The sequence below is a fragment of the Microcystis sp. M090S1 genome (assembly GCF_020246295.1).
In the GTDB taxonomy this organism is placed as follows: Bacteria; Cyanobacteriota; Cyanobacteriia; order Cyanobacteriales; family Microcystaceae; genus Microcystis; species Microcystis aeruginosa.
This window is the reverse complement of the sequence record NZ_JADBTF010000219.1, coordinates 1-18,213: the sequence shown is the minus strand read 5'-3', so window position 1 is coordinate 18,213 and position 18,213 is coordinate 1. Positions and strand designations below refer to the sequence as shown.

17 protein-coding genes and 2 pseudogenes are annotated in these 18,213 nt (G+C 41.6%); 7 read left to right on the top strand and 12 right to left on the bottom strand.

All coding sequences use genetic code 11. The annotated features are described in order from the left end of the window. From IM477_RS09915 to IM477_RS09890, 6 genes and pseudogenes are all read right to left on the bottom strand, one after another. Nucleotides 1-78: pseudogene (locus IM477_RS09915) on the bottom strand (transposase); the annotation flags it as partial. A 140-nt stretch (nt 79-218) separates the two neighbouring features. Continuing rightward, nucleotides 219-1,454, bottom strand: a pseudogene (locus tag IM477_RS09910) (aspartate aminotransferase family protein); the annotation flags it as partial. 551 nt (nt 1,455-2,005) lie between these two features. Further along, entirely contained in the window at nt 2,006-2,239 is a 234-nt protein-coding gene (locus IM477_RS09905; protein WP_287731572.1) for a photosystem I reaction center subunit IV, read from the bottom strand. A 79-nt stretch (nt 2,240-2,318) separates the two neighbouring features. Next, nucleotides 2,319-2,948, bottom strand: coding sequence for a DUF6391 domain-containing protein (locus IM477_RS09900; protein WP_287731571.1), 630 nt, complete (start codon nt 2,946-2,948; stop codon nt 2,319-2,321). After that, on the bottom strand, nt 2,945-4,066 hold the full coding sequence (locus tag IM477_RS09895) for a tetratricopeptide repeat protein (RefSeq protein WP_287731570.1): 1,122 nt from the start codon (nt 4,064-4,066) through the stop codon (nt 2,945-2,947). The genes IM477_RS09900 and IM477_RS09895 overlap by 4 nt, the downstream gene beginning before the upstream one ends. A 15-nt stretch (nt 4,067-4,081) precedes the next feature. Beyond that, nucleotides 4,082-4,783 (bottom strand): 16S rRNA (uracil(1498)-N(3))-methyltransferase, encoded by a 702-nt coding sequence (locus IM477_RS09890; protein WP_287731569.1) that lies wholly within the window; start codon nt 4,781-4,783, stop codon nt 4,082-4,084. Between the two features lie 322 nt (nt 4,784-5,105). On the opposite strand from IM477_RS09890, the gene IM477_RS09885 reads away from it, so the two are divergent. The 3 genes from IM477_RS09885 (at nt 5,106) to IM477_RS09875 (ending at nt 7,932) form a co-directional block, all read left to right on the top strand. Further along, nucleotides 5,106-5,276: a hypothetical protein gene (locus tag IM477_RS09885; RefSeq protein ID WP_287168908.1), complete on the top strand. Its 171-nt coding sequence runs from the start codon at nt 5,106-5,108 to the stop codon at nt 5,274-5,276. A 308-nt stretch (nt 5,277-5,584) separates the two neighbouring features. Further along, nucleotides 5,585-7,525 carry an AAA family ATPase gene (locus tag IM477_RS09880; protein WP_287731568.1) on the top strand — a complete coding sequence of 647 codons (1,941 nt, stop codon included), beginning with the start codon at nt 5,585-5,587 and terminating at the stop codon, nt 7,523-7,525. Continuing rightward, nucleotides 7,525-7,932 (top strand): hypothetical protein, encoded by a 408-nt coding sequence (locus IM477_RS09875; protein WP_287731567.1) that lies wholly within the window; start codon nt 7,525-7,527, stop codon nt 7,930-7,932. Before IM477_RS09880 ends, IM477_RS09875 begins: the two co-directional genes overlap by 1 nt. A gap of 42 nt (nt 7,933-7,974) precedes the next feature. On the opposite strand, the gene IM477_RS09870 is transcribed toward IM477_RS09875, so the two are convergent. The 4 genes from IM477_RS09870 to argS form a co-directional block, all read right to left on the bottom strand. Continuing rightward, a complete protein-coding gene (locus tag IM477_RS09870) occupies nt 7,975-8,226 on the bottom strand; it encodes a hypothetical protein (protein WP_287731566.1) in 252 nt (83 codons plus the stop codon). A gap of 4 nt (nt 8,227-8,230) precedes the next feature. Then, nucleotides 8,231-8,989, bottom strand: coding sequence for a hypothetical protein (locus tag IM477_RS09865; protein WP_287731573.1), 759 nt, complete (start codon nt 8,987-8,989; stop codon nt 8,231-8,233). Nucleotides 8,990-9,019: 30 nt separating this feature from the next. After that, nucleotides 9,020-9,412 (bottom strand): Mo-dependent nitrogenase C-terminal domain-containing protein, encoded by a 393-nt coding sequence (locus IM477_RS09860; RefSeq protein WP_150978068.1) that lies wholly within the window; start codon nt 9,410-9,412, stop codon nt 9,020-9,022. A gap of 528 nt (nt 9,413-9,940) precedes the next feature. Continuing rightward, a complete protein-coding gene (gene argS, locus IM477_RS09855; RefSeq protein WP_287731565.1) occupies nt 9,941-11,698 on the bottom strand; it encodes an arginine--tRNA ligase in 1,758 nt (585 codons plus the stop codon). 306 nt (nt 11,699-12,004) lie between these two features. Between argS and IM477_RS09850 the strand changes: the two genes are divergently transcribed. After that, on the top strand, nt 12,005-12,259 hold the full coding sequence (locus IM477_RS09850) for a type II toxin-antitoxin system HicB family antitoxin (protein WP_079208748.1): 255 nt from the start codon (nt 12,005-12,007) through the stop codon (nt 12,257-12,259). 3 nt (nt 12,260-12,262) lie between these two features. Then, entirely contained in the window at nt 12,263-12,481 is a 219-nt protein-coding gene (locus IM477_RS09845; RefSeq protein WP_079208749.1) for a type II toxin-antitoxin system HicA family toxin, read from the top strand. Nucleotides 12,482-12,503: 22 nt separating this feature from the next. On the opposite strand, the gene ispF is transcribed toward IM477_RS09845, so the two are convergent. Both ispF and secA read right to left on the bottom strand, forming a co-directional pair. Then, the gene (gene ispF / locus IM477_RS09840; RefSeq protein WP_287731564.1) at nt 12,504-12,983 is read right to left on the bottom strand and encodes a 2-C-methyl-D-erythritol 2,4-cyclodiphosphate synthase; all 480 of its coding nucleotides are present in this window, start codon (nt 12,981-12,983) and stop codon (nt 12,504-12,506) included. A 419-nt stretch (nt 12,984-13,402) separates the two neighbouring features. Then, nucleotides 13,403-16,216, bottom strand: a complete 2,814-nt coding sequence (gene secA, locus IM477_RS09835) for a preprotein translocase subunit SecA (RefSeq protein WP_287731563.1) — start codon at nt 16,214-16,216, stop codon at nt 13,403-13,405. 222 nt (nt 16,217-16,438) lie between these two features. On the opposite strand from secA, the gene IM477_RS09830 reads away from it, so the two are divergent. Together IM477_RS09830 and IM477_RS09825 are read left to right on the top strand one after the other, a co-directional pair. Next, nucleotides 16,439-17,431, top strand: coding sequence for an ImmA/IrrE family metallo-endopeptidase (locus IM477_RS09830; RefSeq protein ID WP_287731562.1), 993 nt, complete (start codon nt 16,439-16,441; stop codon nt 17,429-17,431). Nucleotides 17,432-17,433: 2 nt separating this feature from the next. Next, complete coding sequence (locus IM477_RS09825; protein ID WP_287731561.1) at nt 17,434-18,102, top strand: hypothetical protein; 669 nt, start codon at nt 17,434-17,436, stop codon at nt 18,100-18,102. The last annotated feature ends 111 nt before the right edge of the window (nt 18,103-18,213 follow it).

Here is an 18,213-nt window from a genome sequence, read left to right as displayed (position 1 = left end):
TTGTACTGTACGAATAGCCTCATCGATGGCAGAACACTGACTTGGTTTGACCACTGCTTTCATTTCTAAGACAATCATTGTTTATCGACCTCAAACAAATTATTTTATCTTAACCTATACAGCATAGATTGTCAAGATTTTAGTCGTGCTTCGCTGTTTTATATTGGCTGGGGTGTCATCCCGTCGCTAAAAGCGAGGGTCTTCACCCCGACATTTGAGATAAACTTGATGATATTCATGCCGTGGCCGGAAACCTGCGAGAGAATTTGATGGCGGGTAAAGAGGGGAACGACGATTAACTGGGAAAATAGCCCTTTATTGGCGGTTTCTAGCATTTTCCAGGCGGCTTTTAGTGACCAACTGCTCGGCTCGGCAAATTCCAAGGCCATCATCATACCCAATCCCCGCACTTCCTGCAAACATTCGTACTGATCTACGAGCGGCTGTAGTTCTGCGATAATTTGTTGACCGATTACAGCCGATCGCTCGACTAATTTTTCCTCCTCAATCACCTGTAAAGTGGCAATACCAGCGGCCATGGCCAGATTATTTTTACCAAAAGTGCTACCGTGCACCACAGAACGATCCATGCGATCGAATACTCGATCGAAGATCCAGCGACGACAGAGAACCGCTCCCACTGGCACAAAACCGCCCGAAAGAGCTTTGGCAACACATAAAATGTCCGGTTCTACCCCCCAATGTTCCACTGCCCAAATTTTGCCAGTCCGGCCCAAACCGGTCTGCACTTCATCGGCCACAAAAAGAGTGCCGTAACGACGACAAAGGGCAGCCGCCGCGGGGAGATAGTTCGGTTCGGGAATTCTCACCCCGTGACCTTGGATCGGTTCGGTAATAAAAGCCGCTACTTCTTTGTTAATCAGAGCTTTTTCGAGTGCAGCCAGATCGCCGAAGGGAATTTCCTCAAAATCGGCGACAAATGGTCCAAATCCCTGGCGATAATGGGGATCGCCGGTGGCGGAAAGGGAACCCATGGTTAACCCGTGGTAGCCTCCCTGACAGTAAACAATTTGGCTGCGTCCGGTGGCGTAGCGGCTGAATTTAATGGCGGCCTCGACGGTTTCCGTGCCGGAATTAGCAAAGAAAACTCGTTCTAATCCGGTTGGTGCGATCGCTGCTAACCGTTCGGCCAGCAATCCCGCTAGGATGGAAGCGTCCAATTGGACTAAATTGGGCAATGCTGCCGTCAATACCTCTTGTAAAGCTTGCACGATCTTGGGGTGATTGCGTCCGAGGGCAAAAACACCAAAACCACTCAGTAAGTCCAGATACTTTTCCCCGTGATTGTCGAATAGGTATGCACCTTGGGCTTTAACGTAGTGGCGATCGTAGCCGATCGTTTTTAGTACCCTGACCATCTGGGGGTTTAGGTATTGTTCGTGGAGGGCAAAGTTTTCTTCTAGTCTTTTTTCTATCAGTTCTAAAATGCTCATAAATTCCAGATTTGATTACTGAAAAACTATTTTTCAAACACCTCAAAACCGATTATGTCCATAGCACATTATCATTATTTTTTTTGGTTATTTAATATTATAAATTATTCAATATATTTTGTCAAGTATTTAAGAACTTATCTAAGATAATTATAGCGTTTCCCAATCTCATGAGGTACACCAAAATCTTAACTCCTGAATCCCGAATCCTGAATCCCGAATCCTGACTCCTCAAAACCTAAGACTCTGTACCTCACAACTATGGTAATTGCTATAAACTAATTAGCTCTTGTGGGCTAAAGGTTAAAGCGACTTTTAGATAATTTATTAGTCAGTTTTTATATGGTAGAGGCGCATCGCGTGCGCCCAAAATGTAATATCAGTAAACAGTGAACTGATAACTGATAACTGATAACTGATAACTGATAACTGATAACTGATAACTGATAACTGATAACTGATACAAGGCTGATAGCTATAAAAAAAAACCGACCGACAAGAGAGAATTCCCGTCAGTCAGTCGGTGATGATAGGCCGAATTTTACTCAGCTTTATTTCTTAGCGGGGGCAGCCTTAACGAGTTCCAATTCACTTTCAGCGAAGTTATTGGTATTCAGTCCACTGGCGCTACCACTAAAACCGTGGTAGTTAACAGTATCAAAACGGACGATAACGGGATAGAGGATACCACTTTTATCAACACTGGCTACGGTTCCCACATCATTGTACCAGTAAGACTCTTTACGTTTGATTCTAACTTTGGCTCCGCGTTCGATTCCAGGCATAGCTGTTGTTTTTTTTTAAGGGTTTAGTTAACAGGTTACAATCAGAGCGAGTTTGCCGAAAGGGTTTTTACTTTAAGTTTTATTGCAAATCTTGCCACTCTGTTTGGACAAAATGCCCCGAACGTCCCCATAGGTCTGCCTTTGGTGCAATGTTAACGATTGTTAAGTTAAAGGGAATGGCCGTAGTCAGGTATTTTTGGGCCGACATTCCCACATCTGGCCCGATTTGAAAAGCGGCGGCGGTGGCTAAACCTAAGCCTAATAACTGAGAAATCGGACCTCTGGGTAAGAGAAGATGAGTTCCTAAGACTAAGCCGGCGGTTAAGGCTAAAGTTACCGATAAATTGGTGCCACAACGCGGATGTAATGCCAATTGCCCCTCGCCATTTTTGAGACGATGGAGCGCCTGTTTGGCCGCAATTTGCAGTTCATTTGTATTAACCTGCCCGTAGAGATAAAAACCCCTATCGGTGGAGAGTCCTCCCAGGGCCTCGTTATCCGCTTGGGAATGGTCAAAAGGCGATTGACGACGGGCAGCCATTTCGCTTAATACCCAGACGGTGGCGTGTTCCAAGGCGTGAACCTGTCGCAGGGTCAGAAATTCTTTGAAACCGGGGATAAAGCCGATTTGTGCCAGTAAATCGCTGTCTTGCTGGGGCGAGGGGTTAAACCAGTCGAAAGAGGGGTTAGAAGGGCTACTAGGGGTCATAAAGTTGCGGTAGGGGGAGTTTTTTCGAGGAAGATAAGGGCGCTATAGAGTTGAAAGGCGGTGTCCCAGTAGGTGTCTTCAATGCGTAATAAGTCCAAATGGGGATTGACCATAGGCAGTAATTCGTAAAAATCGGCGGTGGTTTCGGCAAAAGCTGGAAAATCTGACCACAGGGGAACTGCTGCTAGTTGTTGTTTTAGGTAAGAAGCGAAATGATTCCAGTTATCTCGATTGCTGGTCTGTCTTTCCCGACTTTGTTGGTGGTCGGAAAAAGTAATCCCCGCTTGAAAGTGGTAATGGCGATCGCAAATACGGATAATTAAATCCTGTTTTTTCAAATGTAGATCAATAATCTGGGCATAATCAAGAATACTAATTTTTCTCACTTGATGGCGGCGCGCATCCCTATCGACACATTCCCCAAAAATCGGCAAGATTCCCTCTACCACGGCGGTAACTTCTGACCAATCAAAAGTTATACTTGCGGTTAGGTCGTGGGAAGATTGATAGACTAGGGTGGCTTCTGGTTGGATAGCCCGGAAATATCGAGCTAAATAGACCCTAGGCTGGTTAATCGCTTTAATTGGCTGGCAAAAACAGGGAATTCCTTCTTTTCGCAAGTCGTGAACATATACTGCTAATTCGGCCATCGCCCCGACTCGATACAAGCGCCACGAACGACTAGGGATGTGTAAGCGGGCGCTATAGGCATCTATTTTAAATATTTGGGCAAATTTTAGAGCTAAGGGCTGTTTTTCTGCGTTAGCCACCGGTTCAAGAATTAAAAGCCCCATTTCTCGATTACTAGGGTTGGTTTTGGCTTTTTCGAGGGCAGCCTGTCGCTGTTGTTGTTGCTGTTCAACTTCCACCTGTTCAATCGCTTCTAAGCGGGCGATTACTTGACGAATTTGGGCGATAAGTTGAGGATTAGCGGTTAATCGCAACATTTTTCGGTATTCTTGCCCTGCTAGTCCAATTTCTCCCGTGATTTCGTTTAAACGCGCTTGGTAGAATTTCAGCCAAGGGTTATCGTTTTCTAGGGTCTGGAAGTCGTTGACAAGACGGGCGGCAGTTTGATAGTCTTGACGGTCGAGCGCTTCAGCAATTTCTTTGAACATAGAAACTCCGGTCGATTAGCTGTCTAAATAGGCGTTAATGATAGCGAGAGCCACTAAGGGAGCGGTAATTGTTCTCAAAATCCGTTTTCCCAGTGATACAGGTAGAAAATCAGCAGCGATCGCTTGTTCTATTTCTGCCTCCGTCCATCCCCCTTCCGGTCCGATGGCAATGGTTATCTCGGTTGATGTTTGCAATTGAGAAAGTAGCGGGTCCACTGTTCTACGGGTAACACCAATATAACAAGTTGTCCCTGGGCTAACTCCCCGCTTAAGGATGGCTAAAAATGGTTGTGGTTCTTCGATAATAGGAATAATCTGTCTTTCTGATTGTTCTACAGCTTCCCGGGCAATTTTTCGCCAACGGTCAATTTTTTGAGGACTAGGATTAACTAAACCGCGTTCTGTCAGCAGCGGGATAATTCGATAAACTCCTAATTCGGTGGCAGCGCGAACGATATCATCAAAGCCATTTTTGGGAATTGCTACCATTAAATTCACTTGTACTGGTAGTTCGGTGGTTTCGTTTATCGCTTCTAAAAGATGGGCCGAATTATCAATTATTTCTGCTAACCACGCTTGTCCTTGTCCATTTAGGGCAATAAAACGGTTATGGGATTTTAAACGAACAACTTTTTTAAGATAATGACTTTGTTCGGGTGTTAAGGCAATTAACCCGTTTTCTAGGGTATTAAAATCGAGAAGAAGACGATAATACAAGGCGGTTTATTCTATATTGCTATTGTGTTCAGAATCACTGTCAGCTATCTATTTTAGCTTTTATGGTGTTTTTGTATAAGGTTGAGAGTAGATCAGCTTATAGCAGTTATCTTAATGGTGAAGTACGAAGTTTTCCTTTTCGGTAGTCAGTCGTCAATCCCAAATTAGGTTATACTTCATGTTTATGACAAAGGCTATAACTTACTATGGCCTTACCTACTCAGATATGTTATAAAATTTATCCTCATCAAGGTATCTCTTGGCAAATAAGAATTAAGACTTGACAATCTCCACTCCCTAACCCCTAACCCCCAGAAAATCCATGGACATAACTGCTAAAATTAAAGAACTAGCACAAAAATATGAGATACCTCCCCAACTGCTCAAGGAAGCCATGGCTTTAGAAGTAGAAAAAATTACTCTAAAAAATCGGCAGCTATCACCTAAAATTGTCAAACTTATCGAAAAATATACCGACTCCTCACAATCATAAATTTTATAGATCTCTTGCATAATTTATTTTTTGTAAGTAGGGAGGCACAATTATTTGTAGGATGGGTTAGCGGTAGCGTAACATGAGCGGACGTTGGGTTTCATGCTTCAACCCAAACTACATTCATCTTATATTTAATTCCACCCACCCACTTAGTTTAAAAACGACAAAAATAAATATTAAGTTGCATAAAATCTATAAATAAACCATTTAATTGATTATTATTCATTCTTAATTCTCCTGATTACTGACCACTGGCTACTGACTCCTGACCAACCACAAAATTTTTGATTTTTACAAGAGTTCTTATGACTTTGAGACTGAAACAAATTCGCTTAACTAATTGGAAATGTTACCCTAGTCAAAATATTACTTTTAACCTGCATCCCGACAGAAAAATTCAGATTATCTTCGGTAATAATGGTCACGGTAAAACTTCTCTGATGACAGGGATTTTATGGTGTCTCTATGGGGTAGATATTGTATCTAAGGAGACCCTGAAAACCTATTTTTATCGAGGTGAGGGGGATTCTTCACCGACAATAGAAATGCGGGTAGAATTAAATTTTATTAAAAACGAGAAAAATTACTTTATCAGTCGCACAGCAAAATTAAAAGTTAATGGTAGCAGTTCCTATCCTAGCGTAGAGGAAGCATTATTTTATGAAGATGGAACCATGAGAAGTAACTCTAGGGAATATATCGAAGCATTGCTTCCTAAATCTATTCGAGATTTTTTCTGTTTTGATGGCTTAAAAATCGAACAATATACCCAGATAACTCAAACTAAAGAAGCAAAAGAAGCAATTGAAAAAGTTTTGGGTATCCCGGAATTAAGAAATATGCGCGATGATACAGAAAAAGCCTTGCAAGAATTAGAAAACCGTTTAAATAAAGCCAAGGGAACCAGTCAAACCTTTAGAGATAAGCTGCAAGAATTACGAGAATTAGAAGAAGACATTGATCTTAAAAAAGGTCAGCTTAAAAATGCCAAAGATAGCGAAAAAGATGCTATAATTATCTACCAAGACGCTCAAGAAAAAGCCGCTCAGATTGAAAGTTTACGAGAAAAATTAGAGGAAATTCATAACTTAGAGAAAAAGCGTATCGGTTTACAAACTCAGTTAGATAACCTGCAAAAGTCTATCGATTCTTGGTTAAAAAAAGCTTCGATACCTTTGCTGATTAACTTTGTACAGGAAATGGTCGATGATTTGCAAGTTACTAGCTTAAAAAGCACTTATAAAACTAATTCTACAGCAATTTTACAAGCAATACTTGACGATGAAAGCTGTCTATGTGGTCGTTGTTTAGATAAAAATTCTCGGGACTTTATCCTTCAACAAATTGCCGAACTAGAGTCCTTAGAAGTGGATAACGCCACCAGAATAGAAAAAGACCAAATTAGAATTGATTTACAGGGAATTATGCGAGATAATGCTAAATCTAGCAATTATAGTCAATTACTTTTGCAAAGAGATCGTTTAGAAGAAGAAATCGAAGAAATTAATCAACATATGAGACAGCTAAAACAGGAAACCACGGGAATAGATCAAGACTCGGTGAGGGAGATTTGGCGAAAAGTTGGCGAATCTGGTAAAAATGTTGAGATGATCCAAGAAAGGATCGAACGCTTGCAAAAGGAAATCGAAATCAAAGAAAAGCAATTAGAAAATTTACGCAAAGAAGTGGAAATTTTAGCTAGTGAAAATCAGACCACATGGATGTTATCTAATCAGGTTAAAATGGCCAGAGGTTTAAAAAATGCCACTAACGAATTAATCGAATGGCATATCGATAATTCCCAAAAAATGATTAATCAAGTAACCAGCGATCGCTATTTACAAGTAACCAACAAACCGGAGGAATATAGAGGAGTAGAAATCACTCCCGAATACACTTTAGGAATCCGTACCATCACAGGAAAATTATTAAATCCCGATGTTTTAAGTGCGGGAGAAAAGGAAGCTTTAGCTTTTGCTTTTATCACCGGTTTAAATCAAATAACCGATACTTGTGTTCCCCTAATTATGGATACACCTTTTGGACATTTAGACGAAGAACATCAAAAAAATATTATTAACTCTCTCCCTAATTTAAACTCCCAAGTAATTATTTTAGCCACGGATCGCGATCTTCCCGATCCACTTTTAAATCTGCTGCTTCCCCACAGTACCGATATTTTAAAAATACACCGTTTGGCTGCCGATGAAGATGCGTCCGTGATTGAAGTGATGGAGAATTACTAATGCAGAGAATCGATCCCAGTTTGAAGATTTATGCCTCGGAAACTTCCAGAAATTATCTACAGGTACTAAAAGATAATAAAACCTTTGAGCGCATGGTAGATGCCTATTTATTCGCCGCTGCTTTTGCCATTAAACAAGACTTCAGTATCTACGGAACCACTCTGAGCAATCGACAAGATTTAATTACTATTAGCCAAATCGATCCAGAAGTTATTTTAGCTTTAACCGCAGGAATTTATATTATCTGTAAAAAGAATTCCTATCCTCAACCCAGCGATGGCAAAGAAGTTTTAGATAAGATCTGTCAATACGCAGAAGTGGGATTAAGGGAATTAAAAGAACGCTGGCAAGACAAAGTCAGCCATCAAATTCAAGCTGATATTGAGAGGATTATCAATAATCTCTAAAATTCTCCCTATCTAACTATCTTTTTTAGCGATAACGGCAAATTATATTCTTTCCACACTGCCAAAAAAGACGGGTTCCACGCGAATAGCAATGACACTAGCCGGACGTAAAACCATATATTCCCCTTGGATATTTCTGATCGGAACATTGATAAAATCCTGGGAATCGGCTTTCGGAACTAATTCGCTACTGTACCACTTTTGAAATTCTTGGATAGTCAAAAAACGGACTTCCTCGCGATGTCCACTGCTTAAGAACAAATGTACGGCGTACTCGTCAGCTTTTCTAGTCATTTTTTTAACTAATCAGATTGAATTTTTGTAATAAAGTTGCCATTAAAGGCGGAAAAGTGAGACGCAATTCGCTAAGGTCCGAGAAAATTAATTTTTGGTAGCTTGGCAGGTCAAAAGCTAGTTTACCCTTTAATTCCGCTCGATTTTGATAGGTCAGCAGAATTTGTCCGCCCTGTTTACAAGCGATCGCATAACCTAATTCTACACTCACTAGGGGACTGGGCAGTAATTCCGTTTCCTTTTGGCTAATCGCCGTAGCATCGGCAATAAATAATAAACTTTTGCGAATTTTGCGTAGTTGACTATCGCTCAATCTGGTGACATTGCCCTCAGTTCGGGGCGTTTCTTCGATGGTTAAGGGCAAACGGGAGCGTTTATTGAGATTTTCGACGGTTTCGGTCAAAACTGTTTTTAAAGCGGTGCTAGAGTCCTTAAATTGGCTTTGGGAGCTAAAATAAATGACGGGATCCAACCAAGCGCTGAGGTCCTGTTTAGTAAAGTAAATTTCTTGGGAAATCAGGTCAATATTCGAGATGACGTAACCGCCACTACCTTCGAGGTAAAATTCCACCCTTTCCCCTTCTAGATAGCGTTGGAACCAGACAGAACCCTGTATCGTCAGACTATCATCGAGAAAATCGGCTCTTAAACCCGATTTTAAGAGACTATTGCGACTTAAGCGCAAGTCGTGGGGACGTTTGACAACCTCACGGATAGGTTCGTATTTGTCCAGATACCAAGCTTTCAGGGCAATGATGGCCATAGGTGTGGCGATTAAAGACACTCTCCCATTTTAGCAGTAAGCACCGATATCCTCTCCACATTCATCGGCTAGGTAAGAAAGAGCGCGAAATCTTAACATCATCAGGTTTTCGTAGAGGGGATTTAGCTTGCAAAGGGGCGGAATCTCTAGAATTGTCCGGCTAAATAGGGTAATTTTCCGCGCAAAGGGACATTGAGCCGGAATTAGACGACAAATCCGATGAGCTAGTGCAGGTGTATTAATCTCTAGGCGATCAATTCGTTGCCGCAGGGGTTGCCATAAATCCCATTTTGGTTGCGGTGACGGGTTTTTCCGATTGCCTTTCGACCAAGGGGCAATCCAATTAGACAAAATTATTTTATTTGTGGTATAATCTGATACATCAGCATCGGTCATAGCCTTACCTTCTATTGATTGACTCATAAGGTTCTATCTGAGATTACGACAGGGCGAACAATCTTTCCCGAAAATCCTCTGGGACGTTCGGACATTTGACCGCTTTAACGATAACATCCCTGGGATAATAGGTGTGGCCTACCGCGTCAGCGGCCCGGATGCGGGAGTAAGCTATTAACTATCTAAACTACTCGTTAAGACTGTTTATGAGCGAGCAGGGAGCAGGGAGAGGAAATTTGAACATTAGTACTAAATTACTATCTCCGAGTTATCACCTGAAAGCTAATAGGCAACAGACGACAATAAGATAACGTCACGAGTGAGTTTAACTAGATTAATCTCTAAGCTTCGCCCAAAGATATTGGCTCTGATTAGAGCTATTTCTAGGTTAGCAAAAACTCAGGTTTTTTCACGTCAGCATAGTACACTTTTTCTGGGTATAAAATAGCACCCGCTTTTGTCAAAGATACGCAATCCAAGGGGTGGGGTGTGGGGTGTAGGGTGTAGGGTGTGGGAATTATGAATTTTTTAGTGAACTGATAACTGATAACTGATTTACATTCTTTCCAAAACGGGGATTCCCAGGAGAGATAAGCCTAATTTTAGGGTTCTTGCCGTTAAATCACACAAAACTAAACGAGAGGTTTTAATCGGTTCTGCCGCTTTCAGAACGGGACAATTCTCATAGAAACGATTATACTTTTTACTGAGTTCATAAAGATAATCACATAAACGATTGGGTAATAAATCCTCTTCCACGGCACTAATTACTTCCGGAAGTTGCAGTAATTGTTTAGCCAGAATTAATTCGCTTTCATCCTTGAGAATTAGCGGTGAATTGGCACTTAAATCCTGAAAATTAATACCACCTTCGCGACTGATACTCTGGACTCTAGCGTAAGCGTACAGCATATAGGGGGCGGTGTTGCCTTGCAGATTGAGCATTTTGTCGTAACTGAAAACGTAGTTACTATGGCGATTTTGGCTGAGATCGGCGTATTTAACGGCACTTAATCCGACAGTTTCGGCAGTCTTAGCGATAAAATCGCCGGTTTCTTCTCTTTCCTCGCTTGCCAGTCTTTTTTCTAAGTCAGCCAGGGAACAGGCGATCGCTTGATCGAGTAATTCTTGTAATTTTACCGTCTCCCCGGAACGAGTTTTTAATTTTTTACCATCTTCCCCTAAAACTAATCCAAAAGCGACGTGAACCACTGCCACATTATCGGGTAAAAATCCCGCTTTTTTAGCCACCTGAAATACTTGGGCAAAATGGTTAGCTTGTCCAGCATCGGTGACATAAATTATTCTTGCGGCTTTATCTTGACGCACTCGATAACAAATTGCCGCTAAATCGGTGGTGGCGTAATTATAACCGCCGTCGGATTTCTTGACAATTAGGGGCAAAGGATCCCCCTCTTTGTTGGTAAAACCATCGAGAAAGACGCATAAAGCACCGTTGTCTTCTGTTAGCAATCCCTGTTGATCTAATTCTCTGATTACTGCTTCCAGGTAGGGATTATAAAAAGATTCCCCCCTTTCGGTCAGTTTTATATCGAGAATATCATAGATTTTCTGAAATTCCCGTCGTGATTGTTGACAAAGTAACTGCCATGCTTGACGACTTTGAGGATCACCCGACTGTAATTTTACTACAGCTTGACGGGCAGTTTCTTTAAAGTTTTCGTCTTCATCAAAACGAATTTTGGCCTTTTTATAAAAGCTAACTAAATCCCCTAAATCTAGGGCATCTGCTTGGGTTAAAGCACTAGGATAAGCTTCTTGCAAATAGGTGATTAACATCCCGAATTGAGTCCCCCAATCCCCGACGTGATTAAGACGAATTACTTGATGGTGACGAAATTCCAAAATCCGAGCAATACAATCACCAATTATAGTCGATCGCAAGTGGCCAACGTGCATTTCTTTGGCAATATTGGGACTGGAAAAATCGACAATAATTTTTTGACTGGGGTTAGCAGCGGCAACTCCTAAACGGTTGTCAGTAATTAGGTCTTTTAATTGGGTTTCTAGATAACTGGGTTTAAGGGTAAGATTGATAAAACCGGGTCCGGCAATTTCGGGGGTTTGACAGAGATCATCTATCTCTAGATTTTTTAGTAAAGTTGTCGCCACTTCCCGGGGTTTTTGTTTTAATTCTTTGGCTAAAGAGAGGGAAATATTACATTGATAATCGCCAAAACGGGGGTTACTAGCGGCCACAATTAGAGGATCGGTAGCGGCGAAGTTTTCCCCAAAGGATTTAACTAGGGATTGGGAAAAACGCTCTTTTATTTGTTGGATAATGGCAGTCATAGAGAGAATTATAGCAATTAGGGATTAGACAAAAATTGAGAAGGAATTGGTTAGCTTCCTAGCAGTAACCAGATTGTGGGGAGAATTAGCTACTGAAGATGCCGATTGATGGTATTCTTTCAAGACTTTTGTGATAATCTTTTGTGGTGTATTCATTATAGTTTCGAGCCAACGAGATTAACACTCCAGATAAATCAGGTTATTGACCATCTTACCTTATCATAATCTGAAGACGAATCCAATGCAGCTGGCTGCTGGGAAACATTTACTTTAATATAGTAAGTAAGCTTTACCAATAGTACAACCATGTTAGCCAGTTATATTGATCAAGCGATGGCATTAGCTCGATACGAAATCATCGAAGAAGATGGCACTTATTGGGGCGAAATTCCACCCCTTCAGGGAGTTTGGGCAAATCACGCCAATCTAGAAAGTTGTCGGCAAGAATTGCGCGAAGCTTTAAGCGATTGGATTGCTTTGCGTCTGTGTTTAGGTTTGCCGATTCCAGTGTTAGCAGGAATAGATCTTAATCTCCTTCCTCAACCCATGTCTTCAATTTAAGATATGCCTAAATTAACCGCCGTATCATGGCTTAATCTAGTTCAAAGATTACGAGAACTTGGGTTTGACGGTCCCTACGCTGGGGGTAAACACCCTCAAATGCGTCGCGATAATTTAACGATAATTATCCCCAATCCCCATCAAGGTGAAATAGGGGTAGGACTGTTAAAACGCATTCTCAATCAAGCGGGTATTACCAGACAAGAATGGCTGGGAGAATAGCAGGGAAAACACCGTATTTAACCTACTCCTTAACCAATAAAACCACGGCATAAACTGCGATACCTTCTTCTCGTCCTACCGGTCCCAATTGTTCGTTAGTAGTGGCTTTAATTCCCACCTGTTCCGGATTAATCTTGAGAGTTTCTGCTAACTTGGTTCGCATCGCAATAAGGTGGGATTTCATTTTCGGTTTTTCGGCGACAATTACCGAATCAATATTATTAATCTGCCAACCTTTATCGATAATTAATTGATTAACTTGCTCTAATAATTTTAAACTATTCGCCCCTTGCCATTGCGGGTCTGTGGGGGGAAAATAATGACCGATATCGCCTAAACTAAGCGCCCCCAGCATGGCATCCATGATAGCGTGGGTTAAGACATCGGCATCACTATGACCCAATAAACCGACAGTATGGGCAATTTCTACTCCTCCTAAAATTAAAGGTCTTCCTGTTACCAATCGGTGGATATCGTAGCCGTTACCAATACGAATATTCATAGAGCAGTCCTCATTGTCTGTATTTCTGCAAATGTGAGATGCCCCCAAATTGCGGTAGAATCGGGAGAGTGACTCCGAGTTTTTTCTTGGGGATAATCTCCTAACTTCTGACTATCCACTGCCGATTCCCGCAAAGGATAGCCATTTATTCTATCAGATTGAGAAGATATTAAGTATGATAACACTTGTGATTATGTTTTTCGCTGCCTTGCTGGCAGCTGCCGATTTTACTTACCAAGTTTTGATTCATTTTCCCGTACAAATCCTCAATTTTTTGGGGTCGTTGCTGTCCTATGGAGTGATTGGACTGATAATTTTAGTCCTAGTGTGGATTGTGGGTGACTGATTTCTCAGGGGAAAAAAATGAGAGAATCGGCCTTAGCCAATTCTCCCCAATTTAAGCCAACTTTTAATTTTTACTATTCACTAGCCACTGCTTGGGGTTGTCCTTGCGGTTGGAATTGGAACAGGGAATAAACCACGTTACGACGGATATCAATCATCATTTCTAAAAACATCTCGTAGCCTTCCTGTTTATACTCAATTAGGGGGTCTTTTTGACCGTAACCGCGTAAACCAATCGACTCGCGTAAAGCTTCCATAGCTTGCAGGTGTTCGCGCCATAACATATCGATTTGTTGCAGGATAAAATAACGTTCGGCATCGCGCATTAAACCGGGACGAATACTATCCACTTGACGTTCTTTAATTTCGTAAGCTTTGCGAACTTCTTCGTGTAGGAACATCTTGATATCATTAACACTCATATCCTCGATATCTTTAGCGGTAATATCTGCCAAGAGATAGACGAATTCCTGAGATTTACTAATCAGTTTTTCTAAATCCCATTCTTCCGCCGGCAGTTCGGGATTAATATAAGCCATGACGATTTCATCCATGGTTTTTTCGGCGTATTGCAGCACCTGTTCTTTTAGGTCCATCCCCTCCAAAACCCGACGACGTTCGGCATAAATAGCGCGCCGTTGATTATTCATCACCTCGTCGTATTCAAACACCTGTTTCCGGGCATCATAATAGAAGGTTTCCACTTTTCTTTGCGCGCCTTCCAAGGAACGAGTTAACATTCCCGACTCAATGGGCATATCTTCTTCCACCCGGAAGGCATCCATTAAACCCGCCACGCGGTCGCCCCCAAAAATCCGCAATAAATTGTCTTCTAGGCTTAAAAAGAAGCGTGTGGAACCGGGGTCGCCCTGTCTGCCCGCCCTGCCTCGCAATTGGTTGTCAATGCGGCGGGATTCGTGGCGTTCCGTCCCGATAACGTGCAGTCCGCCCCTTTCTACTACCTCATCGTGTTCTTTGCCTGTGTAATCTTCATAACTTTTGCGAATTAATTTATAGACTTCCCGTAACTTTTGAATAACCTGGTCATCCGTGGGGGCTTTTTCGGCCGCGATGGCGATTTTTTCTTCTACTTCTAATTCGGGTAAACTTTGAGTTCCGTGGGTATCAACGGCAAATTTAACCGCTTCTTTCAGGGCATTTTCTACCTCTTTCGGTAACTCGGTGGGAAAAATTTCCGCCGAGGCGCGCCAGTTTTTTTTCTTCTTACCCGGGGCGAATCCTTGCGGGCGATTGCGTTCTCCTAAACTGGGTAAACTAAAGGCCAAATTGTCATCTTCGGGCATAACTAATTTCGGCATTAAATACTCGCGAATTTTCAATCGGGCCATATAGTCGGAGTTACCACCGAGGATGATATCGGTTCCCCGTCCCGCCATGTTCGTGGCAATGGTTACAGCCCCGGCCCGGCCTGCTTGGGCGACGATTTCCGATTCCCTTTCCACGTTTTCCGGACGGGCATTAAGCAAGTTATGGGGAATCTTTCTTCCCTGTAATAAAAGCGAAAGCACTTCCGATTTTTCCACACTGGTAGTACCGACTAAAACCGGGCGACCCTGTTCGTGCATTTGTTGACATTCTTCGGCGACGGCGTTCCATTTTGCCTGTTCATTTTTATAGACCACATCGGCTAAATCTTGCCGACGAGAAACGCGGTTAGTGGGAATAATTGTTACTTGCAGGTTATAGACTTTTTCTAGTTCCGTTTCTTCGGTTTTGGCCGTCCCGGTCATGCCGGATAATTTCGGATAGAGTAGGAAAAAGTTTTGATAGGTAATCGTGGCTAAGGTTTGGGTTTCCTGTTGAATTTCTACCCCTTCCTTAGCCTCCACTGCCTGATGTAAACCATCACCCCAACGTCGGCCCGGTAATACCCGTCCCGTGAACTCATCAACGATAACAATTTCACCACTGCGGACGATATAGTTAACGTCTTTTTTCTGGAGTTCTTTGGCACGAATAGCGTTAGAAATATAGTGCGCCCAGGGATTTTCTTGGTCGTATAAATCGGTGACTTCTAATAGTTCTTCCGCTCTTTTAAAGCCTTCATCGGTCATTAAAACGTTACGGTCTTTTTCGTTAACTTCGTAGTCTCCCGGTCCGTCTTCTACTTCTTGGCGCACTAATTGCTTGGCGATTTCGGCGGCGAGAATATATTTTTCTGTGGGTCGATCGATCTGTCCTGATATAATTAATGGAGTTCTGGCCTCATCAATAAGAATGGAGTCCACCTCGTCGATAACGCAGTAGTTAAAAGGTCTTTGGACAACTTCCCCCATCACTGTAGCCATGTTATCGCGCAGATAATCGAAGCCGAGTTCGCTGTTAGTGGTGTAGGTGATGTCACAGGCATAATTTTTCTTTCTTTCTTCTGGACTCATGCCGGCTTGAATTAGTCCCACACTTAACCCTAAAAAGCGGTGTACCTGCCCCATCCACTCCGCGTCACGACGGGCGAGATAATCGTTGACGGTGACGACGTGAACCCCTTTTCCGGTCAATCCATTCAAATAAGCGGGGAGTGTGGCAACTAGGGTTTTTCCTTCCCCAGTTTTCATCTCGGCGATTTGTCCTTTGTGCAGTACCATTCCCCCCAATAACTGCACGTCAAAGTGACGCATCCCTAAGACTCGGATTCCCGCTTCCCGGACAATGGCGAAAGCTTCGGGGAGGATTTCATCGAGAATATCCTCTCTTTGCTCATAATTTCTGGCTTTGTCCAATCTTTCCTTAAATTCGCTGGTTTTGCTCCTTAATTCCTCATCGGACAGGTTTTTAATATCTTCTTCCAGCAGGTTGATTTCGGTGACGAGGGGCTGAAATTTTTTAATTTTGCGGGCGTTGGGATCTCCGAGTAGGGCTTTTAACATAGCAGTTTTTATTCTCTCGCTTCGATTGGCTCTTGGTCTGTGGTGTTAACAATTGTATCACTCTCGTTGGGAGTAGAGAGTCATTTATCGCTGAAAAGGGACTCTTGCCAGTGGGCAAAAATTAAGTTAGAGATGGTATCTTAGAGATAAGAATATGCTGATCTACTTTGATTCCCTAAAACCTTAAAAAACTTAGTATTGCCGACAAAGGAGGGTGAAACCATGACAGAAAGCCTTACCATGGCAGCCCTCTATGGGAAACTCTCAAAAATCGGACTTAAAAAAAATTATGTCCGAAAAAATGGCTTGCCCAGTTGGTGGGATGATGAACTCAATGATAAACCCGTTGCAGTCCTAGAAGGGGCAGGTTATATCGCCAAAAACCTCAATCTTGACCTCTCATCCTTATTAACCCCTCAAGAAAAGGTCAAATTTAATCGACCTCCCCATGCTAAATTTAAACAGCACAATAGCCAAAATAACCAACATCCCTATCTAGCGCAAGCTTTAGCGAGTCGTTTTGCTGAGTTAATTTCCTTGGGGGTTGAAGTTAATTATACCCCTTTACCTAAGGATGCTAAAACCATCAGGAAAGACATCTTAAGTCACCGGCCAAAGGTTGACTTGACCTCTCTTTTAGACTATTGTTGGCCTCAGGGAATAGCGGTAGGATACTTTGATCATTTTCCTAACAAAACTAATAAATTTGCTGGATTAATTCAATGGCATTCCACTTGTCCTGTAATTATTCTTAGTTCAAAACATCAACAGTCTGCAAGACTAGCTTTTGACTTAGCGCACGAATTAGGACATTTAGCATTAGCACATCTAAAAGATGGGGTATTAGTTGATGAAGACATTAAATTTGATAATGATAGCGAAGAAAGGGAAGCTAATCAATTTGCCACTGAATTACTCTTAGGTGATTGTGATAACTGCCTTGGTGATGGGAAATTCCCAAATACTGAAAAATTCAGTAAATATGTTCAAGAACATTTTATCTCTCATCATCCGGATATTGATATAGGTGCAATTATTCTGAACTATGGATGGCATAACAGGGACTACTTTGCTTTAGCCATGGCTACTTTAAAATTATTAGAACCCAACCCAAATGGCAATAAGATTATTAATGAATATTTGGCCAATCAGTTAGACTGGGATAAATTTGATGACGAAACCTACGAGTATCTAGAAAAGGTGTTAGGAGTTTAACCTTGATAGGTTCTGTTTATTGTTTGGATAATGACATTATCCTAAAATTGTCCACCTATGGCTTATTTGAGAAAACCCTCAATACCTTTGGAGTTGAAATTAATCAAGTTAAAATTCTTGAGACATTTCAATATAAATTTAAAAGGGAACCGCAACAAAAAAGGAAGATAAACCCTAATAAATATAACCTAGAATACGCTTTATCTGTGGTTGAAACCTGCGATAAAATATCAATCAATAATATCAATCAAGAGGATTTTATTCAATTACAGAAAATCGAAGGAATAGATATAGGTGAGGCTATTCTCATCAGTTATGTTAGCTACTTGAATAAACAAAATAATTTAAGCTATTTACTCACGGGAGATAAACGCTGCTTGAAAAATTTAAATGTTCCTGAAACTAATCAGATTACTGACTACCTTCAAGGTAAAATATGGTGTTTAGAACAATTAATTTTAAAAGATATTGAAATTTATGGATTTCAGTGTATTCAAGAGAAAATTTATCCCGTTTGCGATTGTGACACTAATCTTAAATTTATATTCGGTTATAGCAGAGAATCAGCGGAGCAGGAAGTCAGAGAATTGTTAAAAACTGAAATTAGGGAATTAAGAAAAGAAACGGGAAACTTACTTTATCCGGGAGCATCTCACTTACGCGATGAGTAATTATACTTAGCCTAAAAGCCACTCTTAATCGTGTCTTGGAACGAAATAGAGGCTTTTAAAGACTGCGTACATGGAGAATTAAAACAAGAATTACCCTCGAAAAGCCTATTT

Bases quoted from the DNA above. Each gene is read 5' to 3' on its own strand.
- IM477_RS09905 (WP_287731572.1), bottom strand. From the start codon at position 2,239: ATGCCTGGAATCGAACGCGGAGCCAAAGTTAGAATCAAACGTAAAGAG.
- IM477_RS09900 (WP_287731571.1), bottom strand. From the start codon at position 2,948: ATGACCCCTAGTAGCCCTTCTAACCCCTCTTTCGACTGGTTTAACCCC.
- IM477_RS09895 (WP_287731570.1), bottom strand. From the start codon at position 4,066: ATGTTCAAAGAAATTGCTGAAGCGCTCGACCGTCAAGACTATCAAACT.
- IM477_RS09885 (WP_287168908.1), top strand. From the start codon at position 5,106: ATGGACATAACTGCTAAAATTAAAGAACTAGCACAAAAATATGAGATA.
- IM477_RS09880 (WP_287731568.1), top strand. From the start codon at position 5,585: ATGACTTTGAGACTGAAACAAATTCGCTTAACTAATTGGAAATGTTAC.
- IM477_RS09875 (WP_287731567.1), top strand. From the start codon at position 7,525: ATGCAGAGAATCGATCCCAGTTTGAAGATTTATGCCTCGGAAACTTCC.
- IM477_RS09870 (WP_287731566.1), bottom strand. From the start codon at position 8,226: ATGACTAGAAAAGCTGACGAGTACGCCGTACATTTGTTCTTAAGCAGT.
- IM477_RS09865 (WP_287731573.1), bottom strand. From the start codon at position 8,989: ATGGCCATCATTGCCCTGAAAGCTTGGTATCTGGACAAATACGAACCT.
- IM477_RS09860 (WP_150978068.1), bottom strand. From the start codon at position 9,412: ATGAGTCAATCAATAGAAGGTAAGGCTATGACCGATGCTGATGTATCA.
- argS (WP_287731565.1), bottom strand. From the start codon at position 11,698: ATGACTGCCATTATCCAACAAATAAAAGAGCGTTTTTCCCAATCCCTA.
- IM477_RS09850 (WP_079208748.1), top strand. From the start codon at position 12,005: ATGTTAGCCAGTTATATTGATCAAGCGATGGCATTAGCTCGATACGAA.
- IM477_RS09845 (WP_079208749.1), top strand. From the start codon at position 12,263: ATGCCTAAATTAACCGCCGTATCATGGCTTAATCTAGTTCAAAGATTA.
- ispF (WP_287731564.1), bottom strand. From the start codon at position 12,983: ATGAATATTCGTATTGGTAACGGCTACGATATCCACCGATTGGTAACA.
- secA (WP_287731563.1), bottom strand. From the start codon at position 16,216: ATGTTAAAAGCCCTACTCGGAGATCCCAACGCCCGCAAAATTAAAAAA.
- IM477_RS09830 (WP_287731562.1), top strand. From the start codon at position 16,439: ATGACAGAAAGCCTTACCATGGCAGCCCTCTATGGGAAACTCTCAAAA.